General features: G+C 71.4%; 29 protein-coding genes, 1 tRNA gene and 1 riboswitch. Of the genes, 20 read left to right on the forward strand and 10 right to left on the reverse strand.

Annotated elements, in window-relative coordinates; translation table 11 throughout:
* The first annotated feature begins 26 nt into the window (after positions 1–26).
* Positions 27–413 (forward strand): hypothetical protein, encoded by a 387-nt coding sequence (locus ACRAS8_RS22375; protein WP_438487772.1) that lies wholly within the window; start codon positions 27–29, stop codon positions 411–413.
* A gap of 34 nt (positions 414–447) precedes the next feature.
* Here ACRAS8_RS22375 and ACRAS8_RS22380 read toward each other — a convergent pair whose 3' ends face one another.
* A complete protein-coding gene (locus ACRAS8_RS22380; protein WP_438487773.1) occupies positions 448–1,044 on the reverse strand; it encodes an isochorismatase family protein in 597 nt (198 codons plus the stop codon).
* Positions 1,045–1,160: 116 nt separating this feature from the next.
* Complete coding sequence (locus tag ACRAS8_RS22385; protein ID WP_438487774.1) at positions 1,161–2,489, reverse strand: nicotinate phosphoribosyltransferase; 1,329 nt, start codon at positions 2,487–2,489, stop codon at positions 1,161–1,163.
* Positions 2,490–2,742: 253 nt separating this feature from the next.
* Between ACRAS8_RS22385 and clpS the strand changes: the two genes are divergently transcribed.
* From clpS to ACRAS8_RS22425, 8 genes are all read left to right on the forward strand, one after another.
* Positions 2,743–3,075 carry an ATP-dependent Clp protease adapter ClpS gene (gene clpS, locus ACRAS8_RS22390; protein ID WP_438487775.1) on the forward strand — a complete coding sequence of 111 codons (333 nt, stop codon included), beginning with the start codon at positions 2,743–2,745 and terminating at the stop codon, positions 3,073–3,075.
* Entirely contained in the window at positions 3,072–3,659 is a 588-nt protein-coding gene (locus ACRAS8_RS22395) for a DUF2017 domain-containing protein (RefSeq protein WP_438487776.1), read from the forward strand. Before clpS ends, ACRAS8_RS22395 begins: the two co-directional genes overlap by 4 nt.
* Positions 3,660–4,019: 360 nt before the next feature.
* The gene (locus ACRAS8_RS22400; protein WP_438487777.1) at positions 4,020–5,468 is read left to right on the forward strand and encodes an amino acid permease; all 1,449 of its coding nucleotides are present in this window, start codon (positions 4,020–4,022) and stop codon (positions 5,466–5,468) included.
* A gap of 154 nt (positions 5,469–5,622) precedes the next feature.
* Positions 5,623–6,048 carry a Mov34/MPN/PAD-1 family protein gene (locus ACRAS8_RS22405; protein ID WP_438487778.1) on the forward strand — a complete coding sequence of 142 codons (426 nt, stop codon included), beginning with the start codon at positions 5,623–5,625 and terminating at the stop codon, positions 6,046–6,048.
* 184 nt (positions 6,049–6,232) lie between these two features.
* Entirely contained in the window at positions 6,233–6,415 is a 183-nt protein-coding gene (locus tag ACRAS8_RS22410; protein ID WP_438487779.1) for a putative leader peptide, read from the forward strand.
* Positions 6,416–6,562: 147 nt separating this feature from the next.
* Entirely contained in the window at positions 6,563–6,844 is a 282-nt protein-coding gene (locus ACRAS8_RS22415) for a MoaD/ThiS family protein (RefSeq protein ID WP_438487780.1), read from the forward strand.
* Between the two features lie 5 nt (positions 6,845–6,849).
* Positions 6,850–7,800: a PLP-dependent cysteine synthase family protein gene (locus ACRAS8_RS22420; protein ID WP_438487781.1), complete on the forward strand. Its 951-nt coding sequence runs from the start codon at positions 6,850–6,852 to the stop codon at positions 7,798–7,800.
* A gap of 312 nt (positions 7,801–8,112) precedes the next feature.
* Positions 8,113–8,865, forward strand: a complete 753-nt coding sequence (locus ACRAS8_RS22425) for an MBL fold metallo-hydrolase (RefSeq protein ID WP_438487782.1) — start codon at positions 8,113–8,115, stop codon at positions 8,863–8,865.
* 128 nt (positions 8,866–8,993) lie between these two features.
* On the opposite strand, the gene ACRAS8_RS22430 is transcribed toward ACRAS8_RS22425, so the two are convergent.
* On the reverse strand, positions 8,994–10,259 hold the full coding sequence (locus tag ACRAS8_RS22430) for a PTS transporter subunit EIIC (protein WP_438487783.1): 1,266 nt from the start codon (positions 10,257–10,259) through the stop codon (positions 8,994–8,996).
* A gap of 208 nt (positions 10,260–10,467) precedes the next feature.
* Entirely contained in the window at positions 10,468–11,802 is a 1,335-nt protein-coding gene (locus ACRAS8_RS22435) for a PTS transporter subunit EIIC (protein WP_438487784.1), read from the reverse strand.
* Positions 11,803–11,934: 132 nt separating this feature from the next.
* Here ACRAS8_RS22435 and ACRAS8_RS22440 point away from each other — a divergent pair, with 132 nt between their 5' ends.
* The 3 genes from ACRAS8_RS22440 to rdgB all read left to right on the forward strand — a co-directional run bounded on the left by ACRAS8_RS22440 (position 11,935) and on the right by rdgB (position 13,808).
* Positions 11,935–12,267: a glucose PTS transporter subunit EIIB gene (locus tag ACRAS8_RS22440; protein ID WP_438487785.1), complete on the forward strand. Its 333-nt coding sequence runs from the start codon at positions 11,935–11,937 to the stop codon at positions 12,265–12,267.
* A 97-nt stretch (positions 12,268–12,364) separates the two neighbouring features.
* Positions 12,365–13,096 carry a ribonuclease PH gene (rph, locus tag ACRAS8_RS22445; protein ID WP_438487786.1) on the forward strand — a complete coding sequence of 244 codons (732 nt, stop codon included), beginning with the start codon at positions 12,365–12,367 and terminating at the stop codon, positions 13,094–13,096.
* Positions 13,097–13,175: 79 nt separating this feature from the next.
* On the forward strand, positions 13,176–13,808 hold the full coding sequence (gene rdgB / locus ACRAS8_RS22450; protein WP_438487787.1) for an RdgB/HAM1 family non-canonical purine NTP pyrophosphatase: 633 nt from the start codon (positions 13,176–13,178) through the stop codon (positions 13,806–13,808).
* Between the two features lie 56 nt (positions 13,809–13,864).
* Here rdgB and ACRAS8_RS22455 read toward each other — a convergent pair.
* The 4 genes from ACRAS8_RS22455 to ACRAS8_RS22470 all read right to left on the reverse strand — a co-directional run bounded on the left by ACRAS8_RS22455 (position 13,865) and on the right by ACRAS8_RS22470 (position 16,950).
* Positions 13,865–13,939 (reverse strand) — tRNA-Leu (locus ACRAS8_RS22455).
* 15 nt (positions 13,940–13,954) lie between these two features.
* Complete coding sequence (locus ACRAS8_RS22460; RefSeq protein ID WP_438487788.1) at positions 13,955–14,629, reverse strand: HNH endonuclease; 675 nt, start codon at positions 14,627–14,629, stop codon at positions 13,955–13,957.
* On the reverse strand, positions 14,626–15,291 hold the full coding sequence (locus ACRAS8_RS22465; RefSeq protein ID WP_438487789.1) for an HNH endonuclease: 666 nt from the start codon (positions 15,289–15,291) through the stop codon (positions 14,626–14,628). Before ACRAS8_RS22465 ends, ACRAS8_RS22460 begins: the two co-directional genes overlap by 4 nt.
* Before the next feature lie 117 nt (positions 15,292–15,408).
* Positions 15,409–16,950 carry an MFS transporter gene (locus ACRAS8_RS22470; protein WP_438487790.1) on the reverse strand — a complete coding sequence of 514 codons (1,542 nt, stop codon included), beginning with the start codon at positions 16,948–16,950 and terminating at the stop codon, positions 15,409–15,411.
* A 453-nt stretch (positions 16,951–17,403) separates the two neighbouring features.
* Between ACRAS8_RS22470 and ACRAS8_RS22475 the strand changes: the two genes are divergently transcribed.
* Both ACRAS8_RS22475 and ACRAS8_RS22480 read left to right on the forward strand, forming a co-directional pair.
* Positions 17,404–17,928 (forward strand): hypothetical protein, encoded by a 525-nt coding sequence (locus tag ACRAS8_RS22475; protein WP_438487791.1) that lies wholly within the window; start codon positions 17,404–17,406, stop codon positions 17,926–17,928.
* On the forward strand, positions 17,928–19,208 hold the full coding sequence (locus tag ACRAS8_RS22480) for a sensor histidine kinase (RefSeq protein ID WP_438487792.1): 1,281 nt from the start codon (positions 17,928–17,930) through the stop codon (positions 19,206–19,208). The genes ACRAS8_RS22475 and ACRAS8_RS22480 overlap by 1 nt, the downstream gene beginning before the upstream one ends.
* A gap of 43 nt (positions 19,209–19,251) precedes the next feature.
* Here ACRAS8_RS22480 and bcp read toward each other — a convergent pair whose 3' ends face one another.
* Positions 19,252–19,719, reverse strand: a complete 468-nt coding sequence (gene bcp, locus ACRAS8_RS22485) for a thioredoxin-dependent thiol peroxidase (protein WP_438487793.1) — start codon at positions 19,717–19,719, stop codon at positions 19,252–19,254.
* A 254-nt stretch (positions 19,720–19,973) separates the two neighbouring features.
* Here bcp and ACRAS8_RS22490 point away from each other — a divergent pair, with 254 nt between their 5' ends.
* From ACRAS8_RS22490 to ACRAS8_RS22500, 3 genes are all read left to right on the forward strand, one after another.
* Positions 19,974–20,294 (forward strand): DUF3618 domain-containing protein, encoded by a 321-nt coding sequence (locus ACRAS8_RS22490; RefSeq protein ID WP_438487794.1) that lies wholly within the window; start codon positions 19,974–19,976, stop codon positions 20,292–20,294.
* 128 nt (positions 20,295–20,422) lie between these two features.
* Entirely contained in the window at positions 20,423–20,725 is a 303-nt protein-coding gene (locus tag ACRAS8_RS22495; RefSeq protein ID WP_044363777.1) for a GroES family chaperonin, read from the forward strand.
* Between the two features lie 71 nt (positions 20,726–20,796).
* A riboswitch (guanidine-III (ykkC-III) riboswitch) is annotated at positions 20,797–20,856 on the forward strand.
* Between the two features lie 31 nt (positions 20,857–20,887).
* Entirely contained in the window at positions 20,888–21,208 is a 321-nt protein-coding gene (locus ACRAS8_RS22500; protein WP_438487795.1) for a DMT family transporter, read from the forward strand.
* Between the two features lie 34 nt (positions 21,209–21,242).
* Here ACRAS8_RS22500 and ACRAS8_RS22505 read toward each other — a convergent pair whose 3' ends face one another.
* Complete coding sequence (locus ACRAS8_RS22505; RefSeq protein ID WP_438487796.1) at positions 21,243–23,513, reverse strand: transglycosylase domain-containing protein; 2,271 nt, start codon at positions 23,511–23,513, stop codon at positions 21,243–21,245.
* A gap of 383 nt (positions 23,514–23,896) precedes the next feature.
* On the opposite strand from ACRAS8_RS22505, the gene ACRAS8_RS22510 reads away from it, so the two are divergent.
* The 3 genes from ACRAS8_RS22510 (at position 23,897) to ACRAS8_RS22520 (ending at position 26,689) form a co-directional block, all read left to right on the forward strand.
* Positions 23,897–24,691, forward strand: coding sequence for an ABC transporter permease (locus ACRAS8_RS22510; protein WP_438487797.1), 795 nt, complete (start codon positions 23,897–23,899; stop codon positions 24,689–24,691).
* The gene (locus ACRAS8_RS22515; RefSeq protein ID WP_438487798.1) at positions 24,684–25,538 is read left to right on the forward strand and encodes an ABC transporter permease; all 855 of its coding nucleotides are present in this window, start codon (positions 24,684–24,686) and stop codon (positions 25,536–25,538) included. Before ACRAS8_RS22510 ends, ACRAS8_RS22515 begins: the two co-directional genes overlap by 8 nt.
* A gap of 125 nt (positions 25,539–25,663) precedes the next feature.
* Positions 25,664–26,689, forward strand: a complete 1,026-nt coding sequence (locus ACRAS8_RS22520; protein WP_438487799.1) for an ABC transporter ATP-binding protein — start codon at positions 25,664–25,666, stop codon at positions 26,687–26,689.
* Positions 26,690–26,692 lie beyond the last annotated feature (3 nt).

The raw sequence follows: 26,692 nt of genomic DNA on the forward strand, positions 1-26,692 counted from the left end.
TTGACGCCGAGTCTCACGGGGGAGATATGACGAGGACCAGAGGCGGATTCAGCAGGCTTCCCGGCGGAAGCGTGGTGGTCGCCCTCTCACTGCCCAGACCGGACCACGGACCGCTCTGCGGGCCCTACGACGGCGGCTGCCGCATCCGGGTCCTGGTGCACGCCGTGAACCGCCAGCGCGCCCTGACCAGGCTGCGCAACCTCGGACTGCGGGCCGTCTACCTGCGCGGCAACACCGAGCCGCCGACCCCCGACGAGATCACCGCGGTCCTCCACCACCCCGACGGCCTCGTCTGGCGCGAAACCCCCGACGACGACACCGAGTCCTGGCACCCGATACGCGCGCTGCTGAAAAAACCCAGCCCGTTCGCATCCTCCAGCGCGTCCGCACACCCCAGCCCGTCCGGCGTTTGAGGACGAGCGTCCGCCAGGCCGCGATACGGGACGCTCAGCCGCCGGCCACCACCGGCTTGCCGCTGAGCTCCACCCCCGCCGCCCGAAGCTCCGAGAGCGCCGCCTCGGTGGTCTCGGCCGCCACCCCGGCGGTCAGGTCCAGCAGGACCCGGACGCGCAGGCCCTCGGCCACCGCGTCCAGCGCCGTCGCCCGCACACAGTGATCCGTGGCGATCCCCACCACATCGACCTCGGTGACCCCCCGCTCGCGCAGCCATTCCGCCAGCGGGACGCCGTTCTCGTCCGTGCCTTCGAAGCCGCTGTACGCGGCCTGGTGGGCGCCCTTGGAGAACACCGCGTCGATCGCTCCGGAGGCGATCGCCGGCGCGAAGTTCGGGTGGAAGCCGCTGCCCTCGGTGCCGGCCACGCAGTGCGCCGGCCAGGAGGTGCGGTAGTCGGGGTGGTCGGAGAAGTGGTCGCCCGGGTCGAGGTGGTGGTCGCGGGTGGCCACGACATGGCGGTAGCCGCTGCCGGCCGCGTCGCCCACCAGGTCGGTGATGGCCGCCGCGACGTCCGCGCCGCCCGCGACCGCGAGGCTGCCGCCCTCGCAGAAGTCGTTCTGTACGTCGACGACGATCAGTGCCCGGTGCATGGTGCGTGCCTTCCGGCTGGGGTTCGAAGGGGGCGCGAGGTCTGGTGTGACCGAGGGTAGCCACTGCGGGCGTGCCGCGGGAGGGGTGGCGCGGCCCCGCCCGCCGCCCGCGCGGCTCAGACGAACTCGGTGGGCAGCACCGGCTCCCCACGGGACAGCTGGGTGGCCGACAGCGGCAGCCCGGCGCGGGCCGCGATGTGGCGGCTCCGGGCGGCGTCCAGCGGCTCCCGGGCCACCACCTTGCCGCCGCTGATCAGCGGCACCTGGAGCAGCCGGTCGGTCAGCCCGGCCGGCACCGGCCCGGTGCCCACCACCTCGGCCTCCGCCACCCCCTCCTCGTCCGGCCGGCGCGCCGCCCACTTGCGGCCGCCGGCCGAGGACTTGGCGCCCATCGACTTCTTCGCCACCGGCCGCAGCGGCGCGCCCGGCTCGTCGCTGTCGGCCCGCGCCACCAGCTTGTAGACCATGGAGCAGGTCGGGTGCCCGCTGCCGGTCACCAGCTGGGTGCCGACGCCGTACGCGTCCACCGGCGCGGCGGCCAGCGAGGCGATGGCGTACTCGTCCAGGTCGCTGGTGACCACGATCCTGGTCTTGGTGGCGCCCAGCTCGTCCAGCTGCTGGCGCACCCGGTGCGCGATCAGCAGCAGGTCGCCGGAGTCGATCCGCACCGCGCCGAGGCCCGGTCCGGCCACCTCCACGGCAGTCCGCACCGCCTCGGTGACGTCGAAGGTGTCCACCAGCAGCGTGGTCCCGCTGCCCAGGGTGTCGACCTGCGCGGTGAAGGCGTCCCGCTCGCTGTCGTGGAGCAGGGTGAAGGCGTGCGCGCTGGTGCCGACGGTGGGGATGTTGTAGCGGAAGCCGGCGGCCAGGTCGGAGGTGACGTGGAAGCCGCCGACGTATGCGGCGCGGGCCGCGGCCACCGCCGAGAGTTCGTGGGTGCGCCGGGCGCCCATCTCCATCAGCGGCCGGTCGCCGGCCGCCACCGCCATCCGGGAGGCGGCCGCGGCCACCGCCGAGTCGTGGTTGAGGATCGACAGGATCACCGTCTCCAGCACCACCGCCTCCGCGAAGGTGCCCTCCACCCGCATGATGGGCGAGCCGGGGAAGTAGACCTCGCCCTCCGGGTAGCCCCAGATGTCGCCGCGGAAGCGGTAGTCGGCCAGCCAGTCCAGGGTCGGCCCGTCGAGGATGCCGCGCTCCCGCAGGAAGCCCAGGATGGTGTCGTCGAAGCGGAAGTTCTCCACCGCGTCCAGCACCCGCCCGGTGCCGGCCACCACGCCGTAGCGGCGCCCCTCCGGCAGCCGCCGGGTGAAGACCTCGAACACCGACCGCCGGTCCGCGGTCCCGGACCGCAACGCGGCCTGCAGCATGGTGAGTTCGTACTGGTCGGTGAAGAGCGCCGTCGACGGCACGGTCACCGGCAGCCCCAGGTCTGCAACGTTCACTTCGGCATCCCTCGCAATTCGATACGCCGCATCCGGCACCGGCCGGCGGTCCGGGGGACAGCCCCCGGGGGACACGGCATGACGACGATGCTACCCCTCGTACTCGTCACTTTGACGATAGTGGGGTGGGCCCACCCGGCGTCCACCCGGCGCCCGTCGGCGCCACGCCCGCCGCGGCCCGTGCGCGGGGGCGTTTGTGCGTCCCCCGCCCCCGGGTGGCAGCATGGGCCCTGTGAGCGCCCACCCGTCACCCATGAGCACCCTCCGACCGCACCATGCCACCCTCAGCGTCCCGGTCGAGATCGAGCGCCCGGAGGCCGAGGAGGCCGCTTTCGCGGTGCCGGAGCCGGACGTCCCGTGGGTCACGGTCGTGCACAACGACCCCGTCAATCTCATGAGCTATGTCTCCTACGTCTTCCAGACGTACTTCGGCTACTCCAAGGACAAGGCGCACCGGCTGATGCTCGACGTCCACCACAAGGGCCGCGCGATCGTCTCCAGCGGCACCCGCGAGGAAATGGAACGCGACGTGCAGGCCATGCACGGCTACGGCCTGTGGGCCACGCTGCAGCAGGACCGCGGATGACCGGCCAGTTCGAACCGCTGCCCGGAGGCGGTGCCGCCGCCCCGCTCGACGAGGTCGAGATCTCCATCCTGCGCAGCCTCGCCGTCCAGTTGCTGGAGCTGATCGGCCCGGGCGACGAGCCCGCCGGCGGGGACGACCCGCTGGCCGCGCTGTTCGCCGAGGGCCCCAGCGAGCCGCCGTCCGACCCGGTCCTCGCCCGCCTCTTCCCCGACGCCTACGGCGGCCCCGACCTCGTCCCGGACGACGATGTGCGCGCCGCCGCCGCGGAGTTCCGCCGCTACACCGAGAACGACCTGCGGGCCCGCAAGCGTGAGGACGCGCTGGCGCTGGTGCGCGCGCTGGACGCGCTGACGGGCGAGAGCGGCGGCGCGGTGCTGCGGCTCAAGCCGGACGAGTGCCGGCAGTGGCTCGGCGCGCTCAACGACCTCCGGCTCGCCATCGGCACCCGGCTGGAGGTCACCGACGAGGAAGACGGCGGGGAGCTGCTGCGGCTGCCGGACAGCGATCCGCGCAAGCCGATGGTGCTGGCCTACTTCTGGCTGGGCGGCCTCCAGGAGACGCTCGTCGAGGCGCTGACCGGCTGATCGCGGGGCCGGCGGGGCGGCTCCGGCGCGCATCGGGGCGCTCTCGCCCGGTCCCCTTCCGCTCCCCGTCCGTGTTCGCTCAGCGGAGGCTCAAATCCGGATAACGATCGCGTCACCACACCCGTGCACTCTGGTGCGGTTTCCGCTCTTTGTCCCGTTTTCCTCGCGTGACGATTCGCATTCTCCCTGGTCGGTTTCCAGTGAGCCGTGATAAAAGTTCTCGACCTGCCGTCTGCGACGCCACCCCTGTCGCTGCGGGAGCGCTGAGCCGGCCGACCGTCGGCGTGCAGGACTCCATCCGGGGGGATCGGGACCCGATCCGGAATGAACCGGATCGGTATGGAGAAAGGCGCACCACTCATGACCTCTGTGCAGGTCGACAAGAATCGCGACGGCAACGAGGCCGCTGGCGAGGCCCCCGAAGAGGGCTACCAGCGGGGTCTGGGCAATCGCCAGATCCAGATGATCGCCATTGGTGGCGCCATCGGTACCGGTCTGTTCCTCGGAGCAGGCAAGGCCATTTCCAAGGCCGGACCGAGCATCATCCTGGCGTATGCCATCGTCGGTCTGGTCATTTTCCTGATCATGCGGGCCCTGGGCGAACTGCTCATGTACCGGCCCGTTTCCGGCTCGTTCTCCGAGTACGGCCGGGAATTCCTCGGCCCGTTCATCGGGTTCGTCACGGGCTGGACGTACTGGCTCTTCTGGGTCGTCACCGGCATCACCGAAGTGACCGCCGCGGCCACCTATGTCCAGTACTGGAACGAAGGCATACCGCAATGGGTCTCGGCGCTGGTCTTCACCGTCGCGCTCTTCGGCATCAACCTGATCTCGGTGAAGATCTTCGGTGAACTGGAATTCTGGTTCTCGATGGTCAAGGTCACCGCGATCATGGGCATGATCCTGATCGGCCTCGGCGTCATCACGCTCGGCTTCTCCAAGGCCGGCGACACCGCCTCGTTCTCCCTGCTCTGGTCCCACGGCGGCTTCTTCCCCAAGGGCATCGGCGGCACGCTGATGACGCTCCAGATCGTGATGTTCGCCTTCCTCGCCGTCGAACTCGTCGGCGTCACCGCGGGCGAGGCGAGCAACCCCAAGAAGGTCCTGCCCAAGGCGATCAACACCGTGCCGTGGCGGATCGGCCTCTTCTACGTCGGTGCGCTCCTCATCATCCTGTCCGTCGTCAGCTGGACGGTCTTCAAGCCGGGCGTCAGCCCCTTCGTCGCCGCCTTCCAGCAGATCGGCCTGCCGGCCGGCGCGGGCATCGTCAACTTCGTCGTGCTGACCGCCGCGCTGTCCTCGGCCAACTCCGGGATGTACTCCACCGGCCGGATGCTGCGCGACCTCGCGCTCAACGGCCAGGGCCCAAAGCTCTTCACCAGGCTCAGCAAGCGCGGCCTGCCCACCTGGGGCACCGGCACCTCGGTCGCGCTGATGCTGTTCGGCGTCTACATCAACTACCAGTGGCCGGGCGACGCGTTCAACTACGTCGTCTCCTTCGCCACCATCTCCGGCATGTGGGCCTGGATCGTCATCCTCCTGTCCCACCTGCGCTACCGGGCCAAGGCCAACCGCGGCGAGCTGCCGCAGTCCGACTTCAAGGCCCCCGGCGCCCCGTACACCTCGCTCTTCGCGCTGGCCTTCATCGCCATGGTGATCGTGATGATGGGCGTCGACCCCGACACCCGGATCTCGCTCTACGCGGCCCCGCTGTGGGCCGTCATCATGGGCGTCGGCTACCTGGCGATCAAGCGCCGGGACGCCGCCCAGCTGAACGGGACGCCCACGGCCCCGGCCAAGAAGGGCTGACACCCCACGGAAGACCGGCCGGAAACCGCCGGCCGTCCAGCATGCGGGCCCGCGTGTACCACTCCTCGGTACACGCGGGCCTGCTGTTTGCCCGCCCGTCGCCCGCCACCACCCTCAACCGAGCGCTTCGCGCGCCCCTCTTATCCTTGGCCGCATGCTGACCCTCACCAAGGCCCTCCACGACCAGATCGTCGCGCACGCCCGGCAGGACCACCCCGACGAGGCGTGCGGCGTGGTCGCGGGCCCGGCCGGCAGCGGCCGCCCCGAGCGGTTCGTCCCGATGCTCAACGCCGCCCGCTCGCCCACGTTCTACGAGTTCGACTCCGCCGACCTGCTCAAGCTCTACCGCGAGATGGACGACCGGGACGAGGAACCGGTCATCATCTACCACTCGCACACCGCCACCGAGGCGTACCCCTCGCGCACCGACATCTCCTACGCCAACGAGCCCGGCGCGCACTACGTCCTGGTCTCCACCGCCGACACCGACGACGCCGGCCCCTTCCAGTTCCGCTCGTTCCGCATCCTGGACGGTGAGGTCACCGAGGAAGAGGTCCGGATAGTCGAGAGCTACGCCTGACGCGTGGCCGACCTCATGCCGGCGCCCCGTCGTTCTTCGTACACCCCGTGACCTGGGCGTTCACCCCCGGACGCGGCGCGTACGGAGAACGGCGCCGAGCCCGCGTCCCACCTGCCGTACAGCGGCCGACCGCATCCTGAGACGGGCTTCCAGAAGCCGGACCGGGAATCGATACGATGACCGCATGGTTGAGCGTGTCGTGTGCGGAACGAGCGAGCGGAGGCCGGGCGTGCAGCCGCACGCCCCGCTCGCCGTGCGCCGCTCCGCATCCGCCCTCCTGGGCGCCTTCGGCTGCGGAGCCGCCCGACTGCACGTCGACCTCTGCCGCCTCTCCAGCGCCATCTGTCCGCGCTGCGCCGCGAGCTGACCGCCGCCTGCCGCGGCGCCGCGCCGCGCCCCCGCGGGCCCGCGCCCCTGGCGCACCCCACCGCACGCACACCGCCACGGTGCCTCGCGCCCGCCCGCACCGCACCGCACCCGCCACCGCATCCCGAACTCCGACAGGAGCACTCCCATGGCCATCGAGGTCCGCATCCCGACCATCCTGCGCAGCTACACCGACGGCCAGAAGGCCGTCGAGGGCAGCGGGGCCACTCTCGACGAACTCTTCAAGGACCTGGACGGCCGGCACACCGGCATCCGCGAGCGCCTGGTCGACGACGGCGGGGAGCTGCGCCGCTTCGTGAACGTCTACCTCAACGACGAGGACGTGCGCTTCCTCGGCGGCATCGGCACCGAGCTCGGCGACGGCGACAGCGTGACGATCCTGCCGGCGGTAGCGGGCGGAAGGGTCTGAGGACCGTGCGGTACGACTCCCCGCTGGCGGCGGTCGGGAACACCCCCCTCGTCCGCCTCCCGCGCCTCTCGCCCTCCGAGGACGTCCGCATCTGGGCGAAGCTGGAGGACCGCAACCCCACGGGCTCGGTCAAGGACCGGCCCGCGCTCCACATGATCGAGCAGGCCGAGAAGGATGGCCGGCTCACCCCGGGCTGCACGATCCTGGAGCCCACCAGCGGCAACACCGGCATCTCGCTGGCCATGGCGGCCAAGCTCAAGGGCTACCGCATCGTCTGCGTGATGCCGGAGAACACCTCCGCCGAGCGCCGCGAGCTGCTCGCCATGTGGGGCGCCGAGATCATCTCCTCGCCCGCCGCGGGCGGCTCCAACACCGCCGTGAAGGTCGCCAAGGAGCTCGCCGCCGAGCACCCCGACTGGGTGATGCTCTACCAGTACGGGAACCCCGACAACGCCGGCGCGCACTACGCCACCACCGGCCCCGAGATCCTCGCCGACCTGCCCTCGGTCACCCACTTCGTGGCGGGCCTGGGCACCACCGGCACCCTGATGGGCGTCGGCCGCTATCTGCGCGAGCACGTCCCCGGCGTGCGGATCGTCGCCGCCGAACCCCGCTACGACGACGTCGTCTACGGCCTGCGCAACCTCGACGAGGGCTTCATCCCCGAGCTGTACGACGAGTCCGTCCTCACCACCCGCTTCTCCGTCGGCTCCGAGGACGCGGTCCGCCGCACCCGTGAACTCCTCGCGACCGAGGGCATCTTCGCCGGCATCTCCACCGGCGCGGCGCTGCACGCCGCCCTCGGCGTCGCCCGCAAGGCGGTCCGCGCCGGCGAGTCCGCCGACATCGTCTTCGTGGTCGCCGACGGCGGCTGGAAGTACCTCTCCACCGGCGTCTACACCGCCGAGTCGACCGAGGCGGCGATTGCGGCGCTGCACGGCCAGCTCTGGGCCTGAGGGCCCCGCGACCCCAGGGGTGGCCGCCGGCGTCCGCCGGGGCCACCTCTTCGCGCACCGCCCGCCGCCGGCACCCGCCCCGCGGGCCTCGGACTTCCGCCCACCGGAAGCCGGCGCGCGGCGGCCCGCCGAACCCCCACCCGGACTGGTGATTCCGCCCACAGCTCGCCCCACCAAAGGCGCCTCACGCCCTTTTGCGCCTTACGCTCGTGGGCACCGCACCGACCGCCAAGGACCCGGCAGCAGCCCGCACGGCACCGTCGGGACCGCCCCTTTCGGCACCGCCGGCCGCCCATGGAGGTTCACGCCCGCATGAAGCTCACCGTCGTCGGATGCTCGGGGTCGTTCCCCTCCGTGGAATCGGCCTGTTCGAGCTACCTCCTGGAGGCCGACGGCTTCAGGCTGCTCGTCGACATGGGCAACGGCGCCCTCGGCGAGCTGCAGCGCCACTGCGGCCTCTACGACCTGGACGCCGTGCTGCTGTCGCATCTGCACGCCGACCACTGCATCGACCTGTGCGGCTACTTCGTCGTCCGCTACTACCGCCCGGACGGCGGCCGCTGCGCGCCGATGCCGGTCTACGGCCCGGCCGGCACCGAGCGCCGGCTGACCGCCGCCCACGGCGACCTGCCGCACGACGCGGCGATGAGCGAGGTCTTCGACTTCCGCACGCTGACCGCCGGCACCACCGCCATCGGCCCGTTCACCGTCCGCACCGAACAGGTCAGCCACCCCGTCGAGGCGTACGGCTTCCGCATCGAGCACGGCGGCCGCACCCTGACGTACTCCGGCGACACCGGGCCCTGCGCGGCGCTGGACCGGCTCGCCGAGGGCGCCGACCTCTTCCTGTGCGAGGCGTCGTTCACCCACGGCAAGGAGGACATCCCGGACCTCCACCTCAACGGCCGGGAGGCCGGCGAGCACGCCCGGCGGGCCGGCGCCGGCCGGCTGGTGCTGACCCACATCCCGCCGTGGACCGACCCGGACATCAGCGTCCGCGACGCCCAGAAGGTCTACGACGGCCCGGTCGAGGTCGCCAAGGCCGGCGCGGTCTACGAGGTCTGAACGCCCGTCCTGCGCCGCATTCCGGCAGCCGTCGGGAAGTTGTCACCCGAGAACCGGAAAACCCCGGGTCCCCCTTCCGGCGAGGAAGGGAAACCCGGGGTCAACCGACGGGAACTACTGACTACTTGTTACTTGGACTCGGCCTTCTGCAGCTCCGCCAGCTCCTCGTCGGACTCGCGGCCCGGCGTCGGAAGGTTGAACTTGGTGATGGCGAAGCGGAAGACCGCGTAGTAGACCGCGGCGAAGCACAGGCCCACCAGGGCCAGGCCCCACGGGTTGGAGGCGATGCCCAGGTTGAGCAGGAAGTCGATCGCGCCGGCCGAGAAGCCGAAGCCGTCCTTCATGCCCAGCGCCCACGTCAGCGCCATGGAGACACCGGTGAGCACCGCGTGGATCGCGTACAGCACCGGGGCGATGAACATGAACGTGAACTCGATCGGCTCGGTCACACCGGTGATGAACGCGGTGAGCGCGAGCGAGAGCATCATGCCGCCGACGACCTTGCGGCGCTCGGGGCGGGCGCAGTGCACGATGGCCAGGCACGCGGCCGGCAGCGCGAACATCATGATCGGGAAGAAGCCGGTCATGAACTGGCCGGCGCTCGGGTCGCCGGCGAGGAAGCGCGCGATGTCGCCGTGCTTGTCGTGGAAGTCGCCCGCCTGGAGCCACGGGAAGGAGTTCAGCAGGTGGTGCATGCCGACGGGAATCAGCGCGCGGTTGGCGACACCGAAGATGCCCGCGCCCGCGGCGCCCGAGCCGACCAGCCACTCGCCGAAGTTGTGCAGACCCGCGCCGAGCACCGGCCAGATCAGACCGAAGACGATGCCTATGACCAGGCCGGAGAAGGCCGACAGGATCGGCACCAGCCGGCGGCCGCCGAAGAAGCCCAGCCAGTCGGGCAGCTTGGTCCGGTAGAAGCGCTGGTAGAGCAGGGCCACGACGAGGCCCATCACCACACCGCCGAGCACACCGGCGTTGACCGGCGCCTCGTTCATGACGATCTTGCCGTCCACGACCGACGCGACCTTCGGCAGGTTCTTGTCGGTGAAGGTCGCCAGCACCTTCTGGAAGACGAGGTAGCCCGTCACGGCGGCCAGCGCGGTCGAGCCGTCCGACTTCTTGGCGTAGCCGATCGCGATGCCGACGGCGAACAGCAGCGGCATGTTGTCGAGGATCGCGCCGCCGCCGGCCGCCATATAGCCGGCGATCTTGGTGATGACGGTCGGGAACGACTCCCGGCCGAGCATGTCGTCGTGGCCGAGACGGACGAGCAGGGCGGCTGCGGGCAGCACGGCGACCGGCAGCATCAGGCTGCGGCCGATGCGCTGCATGACAGCCATCGCGCCGGCACCCTTCTTCTTGTCGGCCGCGGGGGCGGCACTGGCCGTGGACACAACTTCCTCCAGTGGGCAAGGCGCCGCCCGGGCAAATGGGGTGGGGGATGGCGGCGTCTCGGGGACGCGGCAGAGCGGCCGCATGATCCACACCAATCAAGTGGTGTAGACCTGTTGTAGCACGGCGAAGCCGCCGCGAGGAACCCGCGGAATACCCGGCCCCCGCCACGGCACCCGCAAAACCCGCCGGCCCGCTCCCGGACCGGCGCTATTTCACGTTCTCGCGCTCCATCGCATCCCCCACCTCGTCCGGCTCCCGCCCCGGCGTCTGCAGATCGAATTTCGTGATCGCGAAACGGAACACCGCGTAGTAGAGCCCGGCGAAACACAGACCGATCGGAATGATCAGCCACGGCCGGGTCGCCAGTCCCCAGTTGATGACGTAATCGATCAGGCCGGCCGAGAAACTGAAACTGTCGTGCACCCCCAGCGCCCAGCTCACCGCCATCGACACCCCCGTCAGCACCGCGTGCAGCACATAGAGCGCCGGCGCCACGAACATGAACCCGTACTCGATCGGCTCGGTGACGCCCGTGACGCACGAGGTCAGACCCACCGACAGCATCATCCCCGCGATCTCCTTGCGGCGGTGCGGCCGCGCGCAGTGCGTGATCGCCAGCGCCGCCGCCGGCAGCGCGAACATCATGATCGGAAAGAATCCGGTGGTGAACTGGCCCGCCGCCGGATCACCCGCCAGAAAACGGTTGATGTCGCCGTGGACCACCGTCCCGTCCGGCTTGGTGAAACTCCCGAACTGGAACCACAGCGGAATATTCAGGAACTGATGCAGCCCCACCACCAGCAGCGCACGGTTCGCCACCCCGAAAATCCCCGCACCCCACGCACTCAGCGCCGTCAGCCACTCGCTGAAACGCATCAGCCCCGCACCGACCGGCGGCCACACGAACAGGCAGCACACCGCGAAGACCAGCCCCACGAACGCCATGACGATCGGGACCAGCCGGCGGCCGTTGAAGAAACCCAGCCAGTCCACCAGCCGCACCCGGTGCAACCGCTGCCACAGCCAGGCCGAGCAGAGCCCCATCACGATGCCGCCGAACACCCCCGGATTCTGGAACGCCGCCTGCGTCACCTTCGCCGAGGTGTCCACACACACCCCGTTCCACAGGCCGGCCTGGGTGTACGTCTGCCCCGCCGCACAGCCCGCCGGGAACGCGTGCAGCACCGAGTAGTAGACGAGGAAACCCACCACCGCGGCCAGCGCCGTCGACCCGTCCGCCTTCTTCGCCATCCCGATGGCCACCCCGACGCTGAACAGCAGCGGCAGCCCCAGCCCGGAGTCCAGCAGCGCCCCGCCCGCCCCCGCGAACACCCTGGCCACCGCGTCCCAGCCGAGCCCCTTGGCGCCGAAGACATCCGGCTGGCCGAGCCGGTTCAGGATGCCCGCCGCCGGCAGCACCGCGATCGGCAACTGCAGGCTGCGGCCCATCTTCTGCAGGCCCTGGAACAGGCCCGCCGCCCGGTTCCCGAGCGGCCCGGCCGGCTTCTTCCCGGGCGCCGCGCCCGCCGCGTCCGCACTCATCCGCGCCCTCCGGGTCCGCCCGGCGCCGCCCCGCCCCCGCCCGGCCCGCCGCTTGCCGCATACTGGTGGTGTAGACCACTTGTCGGAGGGGGCACTTCCGGAAACCCCCTCCGACGTTCGCCATCTTTCGCCATGGAGCGGACGAGCGCCCCTGGAAGGGGGCTGAACGTGCGTTACCGTGTGAAATCCGCGCGGCGGAAGCGCCGACGGCCGAGACAAGCAGGAGTGGACATGGCCAGCAAGGCTGAGAAGATCGTCGCCGGGCTCGGCGGACTCGACAACATCGAAGAGGTCGAGGGCTGCATCACCCGCCTCCGCACTGAGGTCGCCGACGCCTCCCTCGTCGATGAGGACGCTCTCAAGGCCGCCGGCGCCCACGGCGTCGTCAAGATGGGCACCGCGATCCAGGTCGTCATCGGCACCGACGCGGACCCCATCGCTTCCGAGATCGAAGACATGATGTGAGCTGATCCCCCCACGGATCACCCCCCGAGGGCCCCGCATCCCGTGCACCCCGACGCACCGGAACGGGGCCCTCGGCACAGCCGATAGGGTCGTGGCCATGTCTCGCATCGACGGCCGCACCCCCGAACAGCTCCGCCCCGTCACCATCGAACGCGGCTGGAGCAAGCACGCCGAAGGCTCCGTCCTCGTCTCCTTCGGCGACACCAAGGTCTTCTGCACCGCCAGCGTCACCGAAGGCGTCCCCCGCTGGCGCAAGGGCACCGGCGAGGGCTGGGTCACCGCCGAGTACGCGATGCTGCCGCGCTCCACCAACACCCGCGGCGACCGCGAGTCCGTCCGCGGCAAGATCGGCGGCCGCACCCACGAGATCTCCCGCCTCATCGGCCGCTCCCTGCGCGCTGTCGTCGACTTCAAGGCCCTCGGCGAGAACACCGTCGTCCTGGACTGCGACGTCCTCCAGGCCGACGGCGGCACCCGCACCGCCGCCATCACCGGCGCCTACGTCGCACTGGCCGACGCCATCGCCTGGGCCCAGCACAAGAAGCTCGTCAAGCACGGCCGCCGCCCCCTCACCGGCACCGTCAGCGCGGTCAGCGTCGGCATCGTCGACGGCGTCCCCCTCCTCGACCTCTGCTACGAGGAGGACGTCCGCGCCGAGACCGACATGAACGTCGTGTGCACCGGCGACGGCCGCTTCGTCGAGGTCCAGGGCACCGCCGAAGCCGCCCCCTTCGCCCGCACCGAACTCGACGCGCTCCTCGACCTCGCCGTCACCGGCTGCGCCACCCTTGACACCGCCCAGCAGGAAGCGCTGGCCCGCACCCTCTGACGCACCCGGCCACCGGGGCGGGCGGCGGCACACCACCACCCCGCCGCCCGCCCGGGCCGCAAAGGAATAATCACCCCTCATGGAGTCACAGACCGGCCGCCCGGCAGCCCCCCGCCGCCTCGTCCTCGCCACCCGCAACACCGGCAAGATCACCGAGCTCCGCGCCATCCTCGACGCGGCCGGCCTCGACGTCGAACTCGTCGGCGCCGACGCCTACCCCGACGTCCCCGACGTCAAGGAGACCGGCGTCACCTTCGCCGAGAACGCCCTCCTCAAGGCACACGCCCTGGCCCGGGCCACCGGCCTGCCCGCCGTCGCCGACGACTCCGGACTCTGCGTCGACGTCCTCGGCGGCGCCCCCGGCATCTTCTCCGCCCGCTGGGCCGGCCGGCACGGCGACGACCAGGCCAACCTCGACCTGCTGCTCGCCCAGCTCTCCGACATCGACGACGCCCACCGCACCGCCCGCTTCGCCTGCGCCGCGGCCCTCGCCCTCCCCGACGGCACCGAACGCGTCGTCGAGGGCACCCTGGAGGGCGTCCTCCGCCGCACCCCCGCCGGCACCGGCGGCTTCGGCTACGACCCCGTCCTCCAGCCCCTCGGCGAGACCCGCACCTGCGCCGAACTGACCCCCGCCGAAAAGAACGCCATCAGCCACCGCGGCAAGGCATTCCGCGCCCTGGCACCGGCGGTACGGGAGTTGGTGGGCTGAGCCAATGAATCAGGCCTCGTGCCTTCGATCTGAAGGTACGAGGCCTGATCTTCCTGTGGGCCCGGTGGGACTCGAACCCACGACATACCGGATCTAAACCGGCATCCTCTTGCCAGCTGGGATACGGGCCCGCAGCGCTGCCTACTCTACTGGGCGCTACGGTCCGCTCGTCGCCCTCCCCTGCACCAGGTACTGGTAATCGCGTGGCAGTTGGGGCACAGCAACCGGAGGTTCTCCCTGCGGTCGTCGTTCCAGTCCCCGCTGACGTGATCGATCTCCAATGTCATGGGCTTCCCCAGCCATGCGGAGCCGACACCGCACCTGGCACACCGCTCGGGCACACCGACCTCCCGGAGTGCCCGCCGCAGCTGGCGGGTTGGCGTGCGCTGCTTGCGGTCGTGCTGAACCAGGATGTCTTCGGGGCGCTTGGCGGGCACGGGTCCGGGCTTTCCGCGCAGATGTGCCTGCCCCAGGAAGTGTGCCGTCGAGAGTTGCTCTTCTGCGATCCACTCGCGCAACAGCGTGCGCTGGCGCGCGTTGCCGGGTCGTCCTAAGCGGCGGAGTGCTTCAGCGAGGGAATCCGACTCGGCTACTGCTGTGCGCAGTGCGTCGGGTGTGGGGCGAGTTTTGCGCCGGGTCATATTGCCACAGTGACGGAAATGCGCGGTGTCGATCCCGAAGTGCTCGAAGCGCCGGCAGAGGTAGCGGCGGAGGGACTTGTATGGGCGGGTTCCAAGGAACGCGATGACCTCGTCGATGTCGGAACACCGTGCAGCGGCTTCGGTCAGTCGCTCGCGGGTGTACTGCACGCCACTGCTCATGCAGCGCCAGCCCTCGCGCGACCCTTGCCCCGTCCCCGGTAACTATCCGTCGTCGAATGGCAGTTGGGGCAGAGGAGTCGAAGGTTTCCGATCCGGTTGTCGCGCCAGTTGCCGTCGATGTGGTCGACCTCCAGGGGGAGCGACTCCCCCTGCCAGACCGCTTCGATCCCGCACAGGGAGCAGCGCTCCGCAACGCCCAGCTCGCGCATCGCCCTCTTGAGTCGGCTGTTCGGGACGCGTGTGGCGTGCGCTGACGTGGCCTCCACCAGGATCTCTTCGGCCGTTCGGCGACGCTGGTTGCACCTCATGTTCTCCGTGCGGGCCGCAGGCGTGAAGTGCGAAGTGTCAATGCCGTAGGCCCTGATGCGGCGGCTGATGTGCGTATGGTGCCCGCCGACAACCTCAAGCCCGAGATGGCGCAGCACTTCGCACATGTTCGTCGAGACGGACACCGCGGCCTGGAGGGTCTCCCTGGTCCACTTGACCCCCTCCCGCTCGAAGTGCGACGTGTCCACCCCCAGCTTCCTCATCCGCTCCCTGAGGTAATTCCGCTTCGCACCGCTCCCCGGATCCACTCCCAGCTTCCCCAGCGCCTCCGGCAACGTCCGCGACGTCGACGCCGCGGCCTCCAGTCGCTCCCGGGTGTACGGACTCACCGGCATGATGCCCCCTCAGTAGTGGCGCACCAGGCCCACCCCGTGCGCTCTGTCAGATTTCGAACTGAACAACGATCGAACGCAGGGGTGGTTACGGTGGGTGAGTGGGCGGACGCGGGGCCGTCAGAAGCGTGGTTCGTGGGTGCGTTCCGCGATGAGGGCGAGGGCCTCTTCCTTGGTGGCGACGGAGGGTGGGGAGCCTTCGAGGGGCTGTTGGGCGGTCTCCTTCATGCAGGCGACGGCGATGACGCCGATGAGGGCGGCGCCCATCGTGTAGTAGGCGGGGACCATGACGTTCTTGTGGAAGGCGCCCATCAGGGCGGTGATGACCAGGGGGGTGGTGCCGCCGAAGAGGGAGACCGCGAGGTTGTAGCCGATGGACAGGGAGCCGTAGCGGACGCTGGTGGGGAAGAGGGCGGGCAGGGCGGCGGACATGGTACCCAGCAGGCAGAGAAGGGAGAGGCCGAGCAGGGCCATCCCGCAGCCGACCCCGATCAGGGAGCCCCGCTTGACCAGGAGGAACGCCGGGACGGCGAGGACGAGGAAGCCGAGCATCCCGGTCATCAGGAGCGGTTTGCGGCCGTAGCGGTCGTTGAGCCTGCCGACGGTGGGGAGCAGGCAGATCAGGACGACCATGGTGACGAGCAGGATCAGCAGGCCGTGGGTCTCGTCGTACTTGAGGGTGTCGGTGAGGTACGTCGGCATGTACGACAGCAGCATGTAGTCGGTGATGTTGTAGGCGCCGACGAGGGCGATGCACAGGATGAGTGCGGGCCAGTGGTGGGTGAGGATCTCGCTCAGTTTTCTGCCCGCGGAGTTGGCGGGTTGGTGGGCGAACTCCTCCTCGGTGCGGCCGGGGGTGTCGGCCGGGGCGTGGGTCTGTGCCGACTCGAACTTCTGGAAGGCCGGGGTCTCGTCGAGCCGCAGCCGCAGGTAGAGGCCGACGAGGCCGAGGGGGCCGGCGATGAGGAACGGGACGCGCCAGCCCCAGGCGAGCATGGCGTCCGGGCTCAGCGCGGTGTTGAGGGCGAGGACGATGCCGGCCGCCCCGGTGTAGCCGATGAGGGTGCCCATCTCCAGGAAGCTGCCGAAGTAGCCGCGTTTCTTGTCGGGGGCGTACTCGGCGATGAACGTGGAGGCGCCGCCGTATTCGCCGCCGGTGGAGAAGCCCTGGATGAGCCGGAAGAGGATGAGCAGGGCGGGGGACCACAGGCCGATGGCCGCGTAGGAGGGGATGAGCCCGATGCACAGGGTGCCCAGCGCCATCATGATCATGGTGAGGGCGAGGACCTTCTTGCGGCCGATGCGGTCGCCGAGGGGGCCGAAGTAGGCGCCGCCCAGCGGCCGTACGAGGAAGGCCACGGCGAAGGTGGCGAACGAGGACAGCAGGCTGGTGGTGGAGCTGCCGGTGGGGAAGAAGACCTTGCCGATGGTCAGCGCCAGGTAGCTGTAGATCCCGAAGTCGAACCACTCCATGGCGTTGCCGAGTGCGGCGGCCTTGACCGCGCGGCGGACGGTCGGTTCGTCGGTGACCGTGATGTCGGTGCGGCGGAGCCGGGGGTTGCGGCGCCGGTCGATGGCGCGGAAGAGCACCCGGTGGCGTCTGCGCGCGTCCCGGTCCGACCCCGGTGCGGAGTGGTGGTCTTCGGAACTGAGGTGCGGCACGCGGTGGTCCTCCCGGTTGTTCTGTGCGCGATGCGGCTGCGCGGGCGTGGGAACTACGACGTGTGCGCCTGGCCGCTGGGAGGCGGGTCGAAACACCGTGGGGGGTGTTCGCGAGGTATGTCACGTGGAATCCGCCCGTCCGGCGCAGGTCGGAGGGGTGGAGGGTTGCCGTACGGGGGTGGCTTGTTACAGGACTGGTACACAGCCGCGTGGTCATCGCAGCATTCGGGCAATCAGCCTGTGTCGGGGGGAGAGGAGAGTGGCGGTGGCGAAATAGCCCTTTTTCCGGCGCAGGTCCGTCGAAGGGGGCCTTTCACCGTCGGGACGTGAGGGAAGTGGCAGCCGCCGGGCGGTGCCGCGCGCGGGCTCCGGGGGCCGGTGTGGGGCCGCCGCGGCGGTCGTTGTTTGCTTGGTGGGGTTGACGGGGCGAGGGAGCCCCGGGAGGAGTGTGTGATGACCGACCGCGAAGGGGCCCGCTTCAGGCGCGGGCGCGCCGCCCTGGTGGCCTTTGTCGTGGTGACCGCGCTGGCGGCCGGCGGGGTGTGGTTCAGCCAGGCGTCGCAGCGCGCGTCGGCGGTGGATGCCGCGCCGAAGACCTCGGCCGTCCGGGACGTGAAGTCCGACGGCGAGGTGAAGGCGGGTGCGCGGCCGACCGGCGGTCTCCCGGGCGTCCGGGACTGCGGGATCGGGGAGCCCGAGATCCGTCCCCGGGTGATCACGCTGACCTGCGCGGATGCCGGGATGGTGGCGACCGGGATCACCTGGGAGCGCTATGACGCCGACGAGGCCGAGGGGCACGGCGTGGTGCAGGTCGAGAAGACGGCGGCCGGGGTGGGCACGGATGCCGGGTACCGGGCGACGTTCCGGCTCTACGGCGCGAAGGTGGTCGACGGGGCGCGGGCCTTCACGGGCCTGGAGGTGACGTACGAAGGCTCGACGCCGCTCGGTGACACGACGGAGATGTACAACCTCGCGTGATGGGCATTCGAGGCCGGATCGCCCTGGCCATTTCGGGTATGACGGCGCTTGCGGTGGTGGTGCTCGGGTTCGCCGTGCACCACATCGCCGATGCCGAGCGGGAGAGGTCGGCCCGGGCGTATCAGGACGAGCGGCTGAGTTCGGCGCTGCAGATCTACGAGCGGGACGGGACGCTGGCGCTGGGCGCGCAGCTGGACGACGCGACGCTGCCGTCGCCGCTGCGGGCGGCGGTCTTCCATGACCGTTCGGGGACGTATGTCAGCGGTGGCGACGATCCGCGGGTGTGGGCGGCGACCGGGGTCGGCGGGGACGGGGAGCGGCCGACGCGTTCGCTGTCGGTGTCGGCGGCGTATCCGGACAACGATCCGGCGCAGGTGGCGCTGGACCGGGCGCTGCTGATCGCGGGGTGCGGGACGGTCCTGCTGATGGCGGTGGTGTCGTGGTTCGTGGCGCAGCGGCTGTCGCGGCGGCTGCGGCTGAGCGCGGCGGCGGCCCGGCGGATCGCGGCGGGTGAGCCGCCGGACGCGGACGCGCTGGCCGGTGACGGCCGGGACGAGGTGGCCGAACTGGGCCGCAGTGTGCACCACATGGCGACGTCGCTGGCGGCGCGGGTGGAGGCGGAGCGGGAGTTCACCGCGGATGTGGCGCATGAGCTGCGGACGCCGGTGGCGGGCCTGGTGGCGGCGGCGGAGCTGCTGCCGGAGCCGCGGGCCGTGGAGCTGGTGCAGGACCGGGCGCAGGCGATGCGGCGTCTGGTGGAGGACCTGCTGGAGGTGTCGCGGCTGGACGCGGGGGTGGAGCGGGCCGATCTGGACGCCTGTGAACTGCCGTCGCTGGTGCGGGGGATCGTGCAGCGGGCGGCCCGGCAGCGCGGGGTGGACGACCTGGCGGTGTCGGTGACGGTCGAGGGCGAGCCGCGGATCGTGGAGACCGACCGCCGGCGGGTGGAGCGGGTGCTGGTGAACCTGCTGGCGAACGCGGCCAAGCACGGGGAGCCGCCGATCGAGGTGGTGGTGGCCGGGGCGCGGATCGTGGTGCGGGACCACGGGCCGGGCTATCCGGCGGAGTTGTGTGCGGAGGGGCCCCGGCGGTTCCGTACGGCGGCGCCGGAGCGCGGTACGGGGCACGGGCTGGGGCTGACGATCGCCGCGGGGCAGGCGGGGGTGCTCGGGGCGCGGCTGGAGTTCGGCGCCGCGGCGGGCGGCGGCGCCGAGGCGGTGCTGGAGCTGCCGGACCGGGCGACGGTGACGGTCCCGGAGGCGGCGGCGACGGCACCGTAGCGGTGCGGCCGCCGCCCGCCGCGGCCCGGCAGGGGTGCCGGTGTTACAGCCCCAGATCCTTGATGATCTTGGCAACGTGGCCGGTGGCCTTGACGTTGTAGAGGGCCCGTTCGACCTTGCCGTCCTCGTCGACGACGACGGTGGAGCGGATCACGCCGGTGACGGTCTTGCCGTAGAGCTTCTTCTCGCCGAAGGCGCCGTAGGCGGTGAGCACCTCCTTGTCCGGGTCGGCGAGCAGGGTCACCTTCAGGTCTTCCTTCTCGCGGAACTTTGCGAGCTTCTCCGGCTTGTCGGGGGAGATGCCGATGACGTCGTAGCCGTGGCCGGCGAGGAGGTCGAGGTTGTCGGTGAAGTCGCAGGCCTGCTTGGTGCAGCCGGGGGTCAGGGCCGCCGGGTAGAAGTAGACGATGACCTTGCGCCCCTTGTGGTCGGCGAGCGAGACCTGCTTGCCGTCGGCGTCGGGGAGCGTGAAGGCGGGCGCGGTGTCGCCGGGCTGGAGTCGCTCACTCATGGTGGGTCTCCGTCTCCTTGCGGTGGTGCTGCGGATGGTAGGACGCCCCCGACATTAGCCAGCGGGGCGCCCGGAGCGCGGCGGGGGCGTCGCGGCGGCGCGAAACGGGGGTGCTGTGGGGCGTACGCGGGTGCGAGCTGACAGACTGTCCTTCACGAATCGGCACATGATCGAAGTGGCCGGTTCCGTACGAGGCGGCCCCGGTACGCGTCCGGCCCCCGTACGCATCGGCACGAGATGACGGAGGCGGCGCGGTGTCGGAAGCCAGGACCCCTGCCCAGATCGAGGCGGACATCGTCCGCAGGCGGCAGGATCTCGCCGTGACGCTCGACGAGATCGGCGTCCGGCTGCACCCGAAGACGATCATGGGCGACGCGAAGGCGAAGGCGTCGGCGGCCGTGGACCGCACGGCGGGGCGGGCCTACGTGGCCGTCAACCGCCTGGTCTCGGACGTGCGCGGCCAGCTGGTGTCCGAGGACGGGGCGCCGCGCCTGGAGCGGATCGTTCCGGTGGCCATGGTCGGGGTGGCCGTGATCGGTCTGCTGGCGCTGGGTTCGAAGAAGCGGCGCAAGTAGCGCGCCCCCGGGGCCCGTCCGGCCCACCGGATCCGGCCCGCGGTGCAGGTGCGCCGGCGCGGGGCAGGTACGGTCATGCCGTGAGCCCGAATAACACCAAGGACACCCACGACAAGCTGCCGATCCGGATGCTGCACGACCGTGTGCTGGTCCGGACGGACATCCCCGAGGGCGAGCGCCGTTCGTCCGGCGGCATCGTCATCCCCGCGACCGCGGCGGTCGGCCGCCGCCTGGCCTGGGCCGAGGTGGTCGCGGTGGGGCAGAACGTACGGACCGTCGAGGTGGGCGACCGGGTGCTGTACGACCCCGAGGACCGGGCCGAGGTCGAGGTGCGCGGGGTGGCGTACGTGCTGATGCGCGAGCGTGATCTGCACGCGGTGGCCGCGGAGCGCCTGGAGGGCGCCGACGACTCGACCGGCCTGTATCTGTAGCGCCGTTCCTGTGGCTGTGGGGGCTCCCCCGTCGGCGGTGATCCGTGTCACCGCAGGCGGGGGAGCCCTTTGCTAGCCTCGGGGAAACCCGACGAGACGCGCCGTACCGGGTCAGGACAAGACGACGCACCCCTGTTGAAGCCCTTTCACGGAGGTGCCGTCATGGCATGGATCCTGCTGCTCGTCGCCGGCCTGCTGGAGGTCGGCTGGTCGGTCGGGATGAAGTTCACCGACGGGTTCACCCGGCTGTGGCCGAGTGTGGCCACCGGCGCCGGCATCGTCGCCAGCATGGTGCTGCTCTCCTACGCGGCCCGCACGCTGCCGATCGGCACTGCCTACGGCGTCTGGGTCGGCATCGGCGCGGCCGGCGCGGCGGTGGTCGGCATGCTCGTCCTCGGCGAACCGGCCACCGCCGCGCGGATCTTCTTCATCTGCCTGCTGTTGGTGGCGGTGGTCGGGCTGAAGGCCACGTCCGGCCACTGACGGCGCCGCGCCCGCCGCCTCCGACCGCCCGCCGCTAGCCGCCGCCCCACCGCTGGGCCAGGTCGTCGGCCTCGGGCGGGACCACGGTCGGGAACTCCTCGGTGGGTGCGGTGGTCGGGGGCAGGTCGGTGGGGGTCGGGGGCAGGGTCGGCTCGCCGGTGCCGGTGGGGGCGCCGGTCCCGGTCGGCGCCCCGGTGCCGCTCGCGGTGGGGCTGCCGGACGGGCCGCCGCTCGGGGACGCCGAGTCGCTCGGGGACGCCGACTCGTCGGCGGACGGCGAGGCGGACGGGCTCGGCTCGGCGCCCTCCTGGAGTTGCAGGTCGAAGTCGTGGACGGGGCGGTCGGCCAGCGCCGCCGCGGTGTAGTCGGCCCAGATCCGGGCGGGGAAGTCGCCGCCGTTGACGCGGTCCAGGCCGGCCGCGCCGTAGAGCGGTTCCTGGGCCGCGGTCTGCGGGTGCTGGCCCAGCACGGCCACGACGGTGGCCAGGTCGGGGGTGTAGCCGGCGAACCAGGCGGCCTTGTCCTGCTCCGCGGTGCCGGTCTTGCCGGCCGCCGGGCGCCCGGCGGCCTGGGCGGCGGTGCCGGTGCCGCCGTCGACGACGCTGCGCAGGATGTGGGTGGTGGTGTCGGCGGCGGCCCGCCCGACGGCGGTGGTCTGCGCGCGCCGCGGCAGGTCGATCTCCTCACCGGCCTTGGTGACGCGGTCGACCAGGGTGTACGGGAGCTTCCGGCCGTGCCGCGCCAGGGTCGCGTAGACCTCGGTCATGTCCAGCACGCTGGGTGTCGCGGTGCCCAGGGAGATGGCGCCCCGGGAGGCGGCGAGGCCGGGGGCGTCGGCGGGGACCCCGAGGGCGACCGCGGTCTTGCGGACGGTGCCCGGGCCGACGTCGATGCCCATCTGGGCGTAGACCGCGTTGACGGACTTGTCGGTGGCCTCGGTGACGGTGATCGGGCCGTAGGAACGGTCGTCCTCGTTGGCGGGGGCGAAGCCGGTGGGTCGGCCGTGACTGATCGTCATCCGCTTGTCGGTGCCGTCGTAGACGGTGCGGGGGGTGATCGGGGAGCCGTCCTGGGTGACGGAGTGGTGCTGGACGGCGGCGGCGAAGACCAGCGGCTTGAAGGTGGAGCCGACCTGGTAGTCGCGCCGGGTGGCGCTGTTGACGTACTGCCTGGCGTAGTCGATGCCGCCGTAGAGGGCGACGACCCGGCCGGTGGCGGGGTCGATGGAGGCGCCGCCGGCCCGGACGGCGCGGTCCACCGCGCGGCCGGCGTCGAGCCGGTCCATCAGCTGGGTGCGGACGGAGTTCACGAAGGCGTTCTGCCGCTTGCGGTCGATGGTGGTGGTGATGCGGTAGCCGCCGGCCCGGAGGGTGGTCTCGTCGACGACGTCGTGCTCGGTGAGGTAGTCCCGGACCGCTTCGACGAGATAGCCGCGCTGCCCGGAGAGGCCGGCGGAGGCGCGGGCCTGGACGAGGGCGGGGAAGGTCATCGCGGCGCGTTCGGCGCGGCCCAGCCACTTCTGCTTGACCATGCCGTCCAGCACGTAGTTCCAGCGGGCCACGGCGCGCGGGCGGTTCTCGGGGTGGGCGGTGATGTCGTACGCGCTGGGGGCGTTGAGGAGCGCGGCGAGGTAGGCGCCCTCGGCGGTGGTGAGGTCGCCGACGTTCTTGCCGTAGTACGCCTGGGCGGCGGCCTGGATGCCGTAGGCGTTGCGGCCGTAGTAGCTGGTGTTGAGGTAGCCCTGGAGGATCTCGTCCTTGGACTCCTCGCGGTCCAGCTTGATGGCGATGAAGAACTCCTTGGCCTTGCGGGTGAGGGTCTGTTCCTGGCCCAGGTAGTAGTTCTTGACGTACTGCTGGGTGATGGTGGAGCCGGACTGTCTGCCCTTGCCGGTCACGGTGTTCCAGGCGGCCCGCAGCATCGCGGCCGGGGCGACGGCGGACTCGGAGTAGAAGTCCCGGTCCTCGGCGGCCAGTACGGCCCGCTGGACGGTCCTGGGCACCTGGCCGAGCGGGACGTTCTCGCGGTTGACGTCGCCGTCGCGGGCCAGTTCCGTGCCGTCGGAGTAGAGGTAGACGTTGCTCTGCGCCTTCGCGGCGCTGTTGGCGGGCGGGATGCCGACGAGGAGGTAGCCGGCGATCAGGCCGCCCATGACCAGCAGGAGGAGCAGCAGCACGCCGCCCACCGTCATCCGCCAGGTAGGCAGGAGCCGGCGCCAGCCCGTGCGCCGGGGACGGGCGGCGGCTGCCTCGTCGGTCTCGCCGTGCTCGCTGCCCGTGCCGTCGTGCCGCGCGTCGTCGCTCATGTCTGTGTGACTCCTCGGCCGCCGCCGGAGGTTGTACCGCGGCGGAGCGGTGTCGTGTCAGGACCGGTGTGGTGCCAGGCGGGTGCGGTACCGGGCTGCGGGTCGTACGGACCGCGGTGCGGGCGGCGGTGCGGTGCGCCGTGCGAGGGTTCGTGCGCTATGCCGGAAAAGTCAGCTGACACCCGGTAGAAAACTTTCGCATCATCCGTCCCGTACACCGGGGGTGGCACGCACCGGCGTCCGCCCGGTGAGCGGCCGAATGCGCCCCTGCCTCACCCGGACGAGTGATAAATCGATGGTGCCCACCGCGGGCGGACCCTAGGCTCCGATGCCGCCGTCCGCACCGTCCCGGACGGCACGACCACGAGCGGGGGGAGCAGGGCGTGTTGTACGTCGCGGTGGCGGCCGGCAGCTTCCGGCGGTACGCCACCTACCGCGCCGCCACCGTCGCCGGCATCGTCACCAACACCGTCTTCGGCTTCATCATCGCCTACACCTACCTCGCCCTGTGGGACCAGCGGCCGCACCTGGGCGGCTACGGCCCGGCGCAGGCGCTGACCTTCGTCTGGGCCGGACAGGCCCTGCTGGCCGTCGCCCTGATCGCCACCGGCGGCCTGGACGAGTTACAGGAGCGGATCCGCAGCGGCGACATCGCGGTGGACCTCCACCGGCCCGCCGACCTCCAGCTGTGGTGGCTCGCCGCGGACCTGGGCCGGGCCGGCCTCCAACTGCTCGGCCGCGGCGCCGCACCGCTCGCGGTGGGCGCCCTGGTCTTCCCGCTCGCGCTCCCCGGCGACCCGCTGACCTGGGGCTGGTTCCTGCTGTCGGCGCTGCTGGGCGTCGTCGTCAGCTTCGCGCTGCGCTACCTCGTCGCGCTGTCGGCGTTCTGGCTGCTGGACAGCTCCGGACTGGCCCTCGTCAGCGGGCTGTCCTGCATGTTCTTCTCCGGGATGGTGCTGCCGCTGCGGGTCTTCCCCGGCGGGCTGGCCGACGCCGCCCAGCTGCTGCCGTGGGCCGCGCTGCTCCAGGTGCCGGCCGACATCCTGATCGGCGCCCGGACCGGCGGTGCGCTGCTGCGCGGGCTGGTGTTCCAGGCGGCCTGGGCGGCGGCGCTGCTGACCCTGGGGCGCCTGGTGCAGTCGGCCGCCACCCGCAAGGTGGTGGTCCAGGGTGGCTAGGGACGACGGCGGCCCCGGCGCACCGGACGGCCGGCTGCGCGCCCTCGGGCACGGGCTGTACGCGTACGGGCTGATCGCCTGGATGTGGGTGCGCTCCACGCTCGCCTACCGGACCTCGTTCGCCCTGATGGCGTTCGGCAACTTCGCCGGCAGCGCACTGGACTTCGCCGCGATCCTGCTGATGTTCTCCCGCGTCCGCGCGCTCGGCGGCTTCACCCTCCCCGAGGTCGCCTTCCTCTACGGCACCTGCAGCCTCGCCCTGGGACTCGCGGACCTGGCCGTCGGCAACGTGGAGCGGCTGGGCGCCCGGATCCGCGACGGCACCCTCGACACCCTGCTGCTGCGCCCCGCCCCGGTCTACGCCCAGATCGCCGCGGACCGCTTCGCGCTGCGCCGGCTGGGCCGCACCGCCCAGGGGCTGCTGGTGCTGCTGTGGTCGGTCGACCGGATCGAGGTGGACTGGACGCCGGGCCGGATCCTGATGGTGCCGCTGATGGCGGTGTGCGGCGCGGTGATCTTCGGTGCGGTCTACACCGCCGGGGCGGCCTTCCAGTTCTGGGCGCAGGACGCCGCCGAGCTCCAGAACTCCCTCACCTACGGCGGCAACACCCTGCTCCAGTACCCGCCGACGGTGTTCGCCCGCGACCTGGTCCGGGGCGTCACCTTCATCGTCCCGCTGGCTTTCATCAACTGGCTGCCCGCCCTGTGGCTGCTGGGCCGCCCCTATCCCCTCGGCCTGCCGGTCTGGACGGCTTTCCTGGGCCCCGCGGTGGCCGCGCTGATGGTCGCGGGCGCCGCACTGGCCTGGCGGCACGGCATCCGCGCCTACCGCAGCACCGGCAGCTGACGCCACGACACGAAGCAAGCACTACGACACGAAGCAAGCAGGCACGACAACACGCAAGGAAGAACGACAACACCAAGTCGCCCGTAAAGCACAGAAAAGCACCGAAAAGCAAGGGAGTTGCGGCCATGGACGCGGTGGACGGGGATCCGCTGATCGAGCTGGCGGACGTCGAGAAGGTCTTCACCGTCCGCCGCCGGGCGGGCCGCTGGCGCCGGACCCGGCACCAGGTCCGCGCCGTCGACGGCCTCACCTTCCAGGTGCCGCGCGGCGAGATGGTCGGCTTCATCGGGCCCAACGGCGCCGGGAAGTCCACCACCATCAAGATGCTCACCGGCATCCTGGTGCCCAGCGGCGGCCGGCTGCGGGTCGCCGGCCTCGACCCCTCCCGGGAGCGCGCCCGCCTCGCCCGCCGCGTCGGCGTCGTCTTCGGCCAGCGCACCACCCTGTGGTGGGACCTGCCGCTGAAGGACTCCTACGAGCTGGTGCGCCGGATGTACCGCGTCCCGGCCGCCGTCTTCCGCGCCAACCTGGACCGCTGCGTCGAACTCCTCGACCTCGCGCCCCTGTTGGCGGTGCCGGTCCGCCAGCTCTCGCTCGGCCAGCGGATGCGCGGCGACCTCGCCGCGGCGCTGCTGCCCGACCCCGACGTGCTCTACCTCGACGAGCCGACCATCGGCCTGGACGTCGTCAGCAAGGCCAGGGTCCGCTCGTTCCTGCGCGAGGTCAACGCCGAACGCGGGGTCACGGTCCTGCTGACCACCCACGATCTCACCGACATCGAGCAGTTGTGCCGCCGGGTGATGGTCATCGACCACGGCCGGCTGGTCTTCGACGGGGACCTGGCCGGGCTGCGGGCCGCCGCGGACGGCGAGCGCACGCTGGTGGTGGACCTGGCCGAGGAACTCCCGCCCATCGAGGGCGTTCCCGGCGCCCGCACGGTGAAGGTGGAGGGCCCGCGGCAGTGGCTGGCCTTCCCCGCGGAGCGCAGCGCGGCACCTTTGGTGACGGCGGTCGCCGCCCGCTATCCGCTGGTGGATCTCGCGGTGCGCGAACCCGACATCGAGACCCTGATCGCCGAGCTCTACGCGGGCGGCGGCACGGTCCGCCACGACCTCGGCGCGGCGCACCCGGCGGCGCCCCGAACTGTTTAGTCT

Origin of the sequence: Streptomyces sp. S186 (assembly GCF_051603415.1) — a bacterium.
Lineage (GTDB): Bacteria > Actinomycetota > Actinomycetes > Streptomycetales > Streptomycetaceae > Streptomyces.

Coding starts and splice junctions, on each gene's coding strand:
- ACRAS8_RS22375 (WP_438487772.1), top strand. CDS start 27: ATGACGAGGACCAGAGGCGGATTCAGCAGGCTTCCCGGCGGAAGCGTG.
- ACRAS8_RS22380 (WP_438487773.1), bottom strand. CDS start 1,044: ATGCACCGGGCACTGATCGTCGTCGACGTACAGAACGACTTCTGCGAG.
- clpS (WP_438487775.1), top strand. CDS start 2,743: ATGAGCACCCTCCGACCGCACCATGCCACCCTCAGCGTCCCGGTCGAG.
- ACRAS8_RS22395 (WP_438487776.1), top strand. CDS start 3,072: ATGACCGGCCAGTTCGAACCGCTGCCCGGAGGCGGTGCCGCCGCCCCG.
- ACRAS8_RS22400 (WP_438487777.1), top strand. CDS start 4,020: ATGACCTCTGTGCAGGTCGACAAGAATCGCGACGGCAACGAGGCCGCT.
- ACRAS8_RS22405 (WP_438487778.1), top strand. CDS start 5,623: ATGCTGACCCTCACCAAGGCCCTCCACGACCAGATCGTCGCGCACGCC.
- ACRAS8_RS22410 (WP_438487779.1), top strand. CDS start 6,233: ATGGTTGAGCGTGTCGTGTGCGGAACGAGCGAGCGGAGGCCGGGCGTG.
- ACRAS8_RS22415 (WP_438487780.1), top strand. CDS start 6,563: ATGGCCATCGAGGTCCGCATCCCGACCATCCTGCGCAGCTACACCGAC.
- ACRAS8_RS22425 (WP_438487782.1), top strand. CDS start 8,113: ATGAAGCTCACCGTCGTCGGATGCTCGGGGTCGTTCCCCTCCGTGGAA.
- ACRAS8_RS22435 (WP_438487784.1), bottom strand. CDS start 11,802: ATGAGTGCGGACGCGGCGGGCGCGGCGCCCGGGAAGAAGCCGGCCGGG.
- ACRAS8_RS22440 (WP_438487785.1), top strand. CDS start 11,935: ATGGAGCGGACGAGCGCCCCTGGAAGGGGGCTGAACGTGCGTTACCGT.
- rph (WP_438487786.1), top strand. CDS start 12,365: ATGTCTCGCATCGACGGCCGCACCCCCGAACAGCTCCGCCCCGTCACC.
- rdgB (WP_438487787.1), top strand. CDS start 13,176: ATGGAGTCACAGACCGGCCGCCCGGCAGCCCCCCGCCGCCTCGTCCTC.
- ACRAS8_RS22460 (WP_438487788.1), bottom strand. CDS start 14,629: ATGAGCAGTGGCGTGCAGTACACCCGCGAGCGACTGACCGAAGCCGCT.
- ACRAS8_RS22465 (WP_438487789.1), bottom strand. CDS start 15,291: ATGCCGGTGAGTCCGTACACCCGGGAGCGACTGGAGGCCGCGGCGTCG.
- ACRAS8_RS22475 (WP_438487791.1), top strand. CDS start 17,404: ATGACCGACCGCGAAGGGGCCCGCTTCAGGCGCGGGCGCGCCGCCCTG.
- ACRAS8_RS22480 (WP_438487792.1), top strand. CDS start 17,928: ATGGGCATTCGAGGCCGGATCGCCCTGGCCATTTCGGGTATGACGGCG.
- bcp (WP_438487793.1), bottom strand. CDS start 19,719: ATGAGTGAGCGACTCCAGCCCGGCGACACCGCGCCCGCCTTCACGCTC.
- ACRAS8_RS22495 (WP_044363777.1), top strand. CDS start 20,423: ATGCTGCACGACCGTGTGCTGGTCCGGACGGACATCCCCGAGGGCGAG.
- ACRAS8_RS22500 (WP_438487795.1), top strand. CDS start 20,888: ATGGCATGGATCCTGCTGCTCGTCGCCGGCCTGCTGGAGGTCGGCTGG.
- ACRAS8_RS22505 (WP_438487796.1), bottom strand. CDS start 23,513: ATGAGCGACGACGCGCGGCACGACGGCACGGGCAGCGAGCACGGCGAG.
- ACRAS8_RS22520 (WP_438487799.1), top strand. CDS start 25,664: ATGGACGCGGTGGACGGGGATCCGCTGATCGAGCTGGCGGACGTCGAG.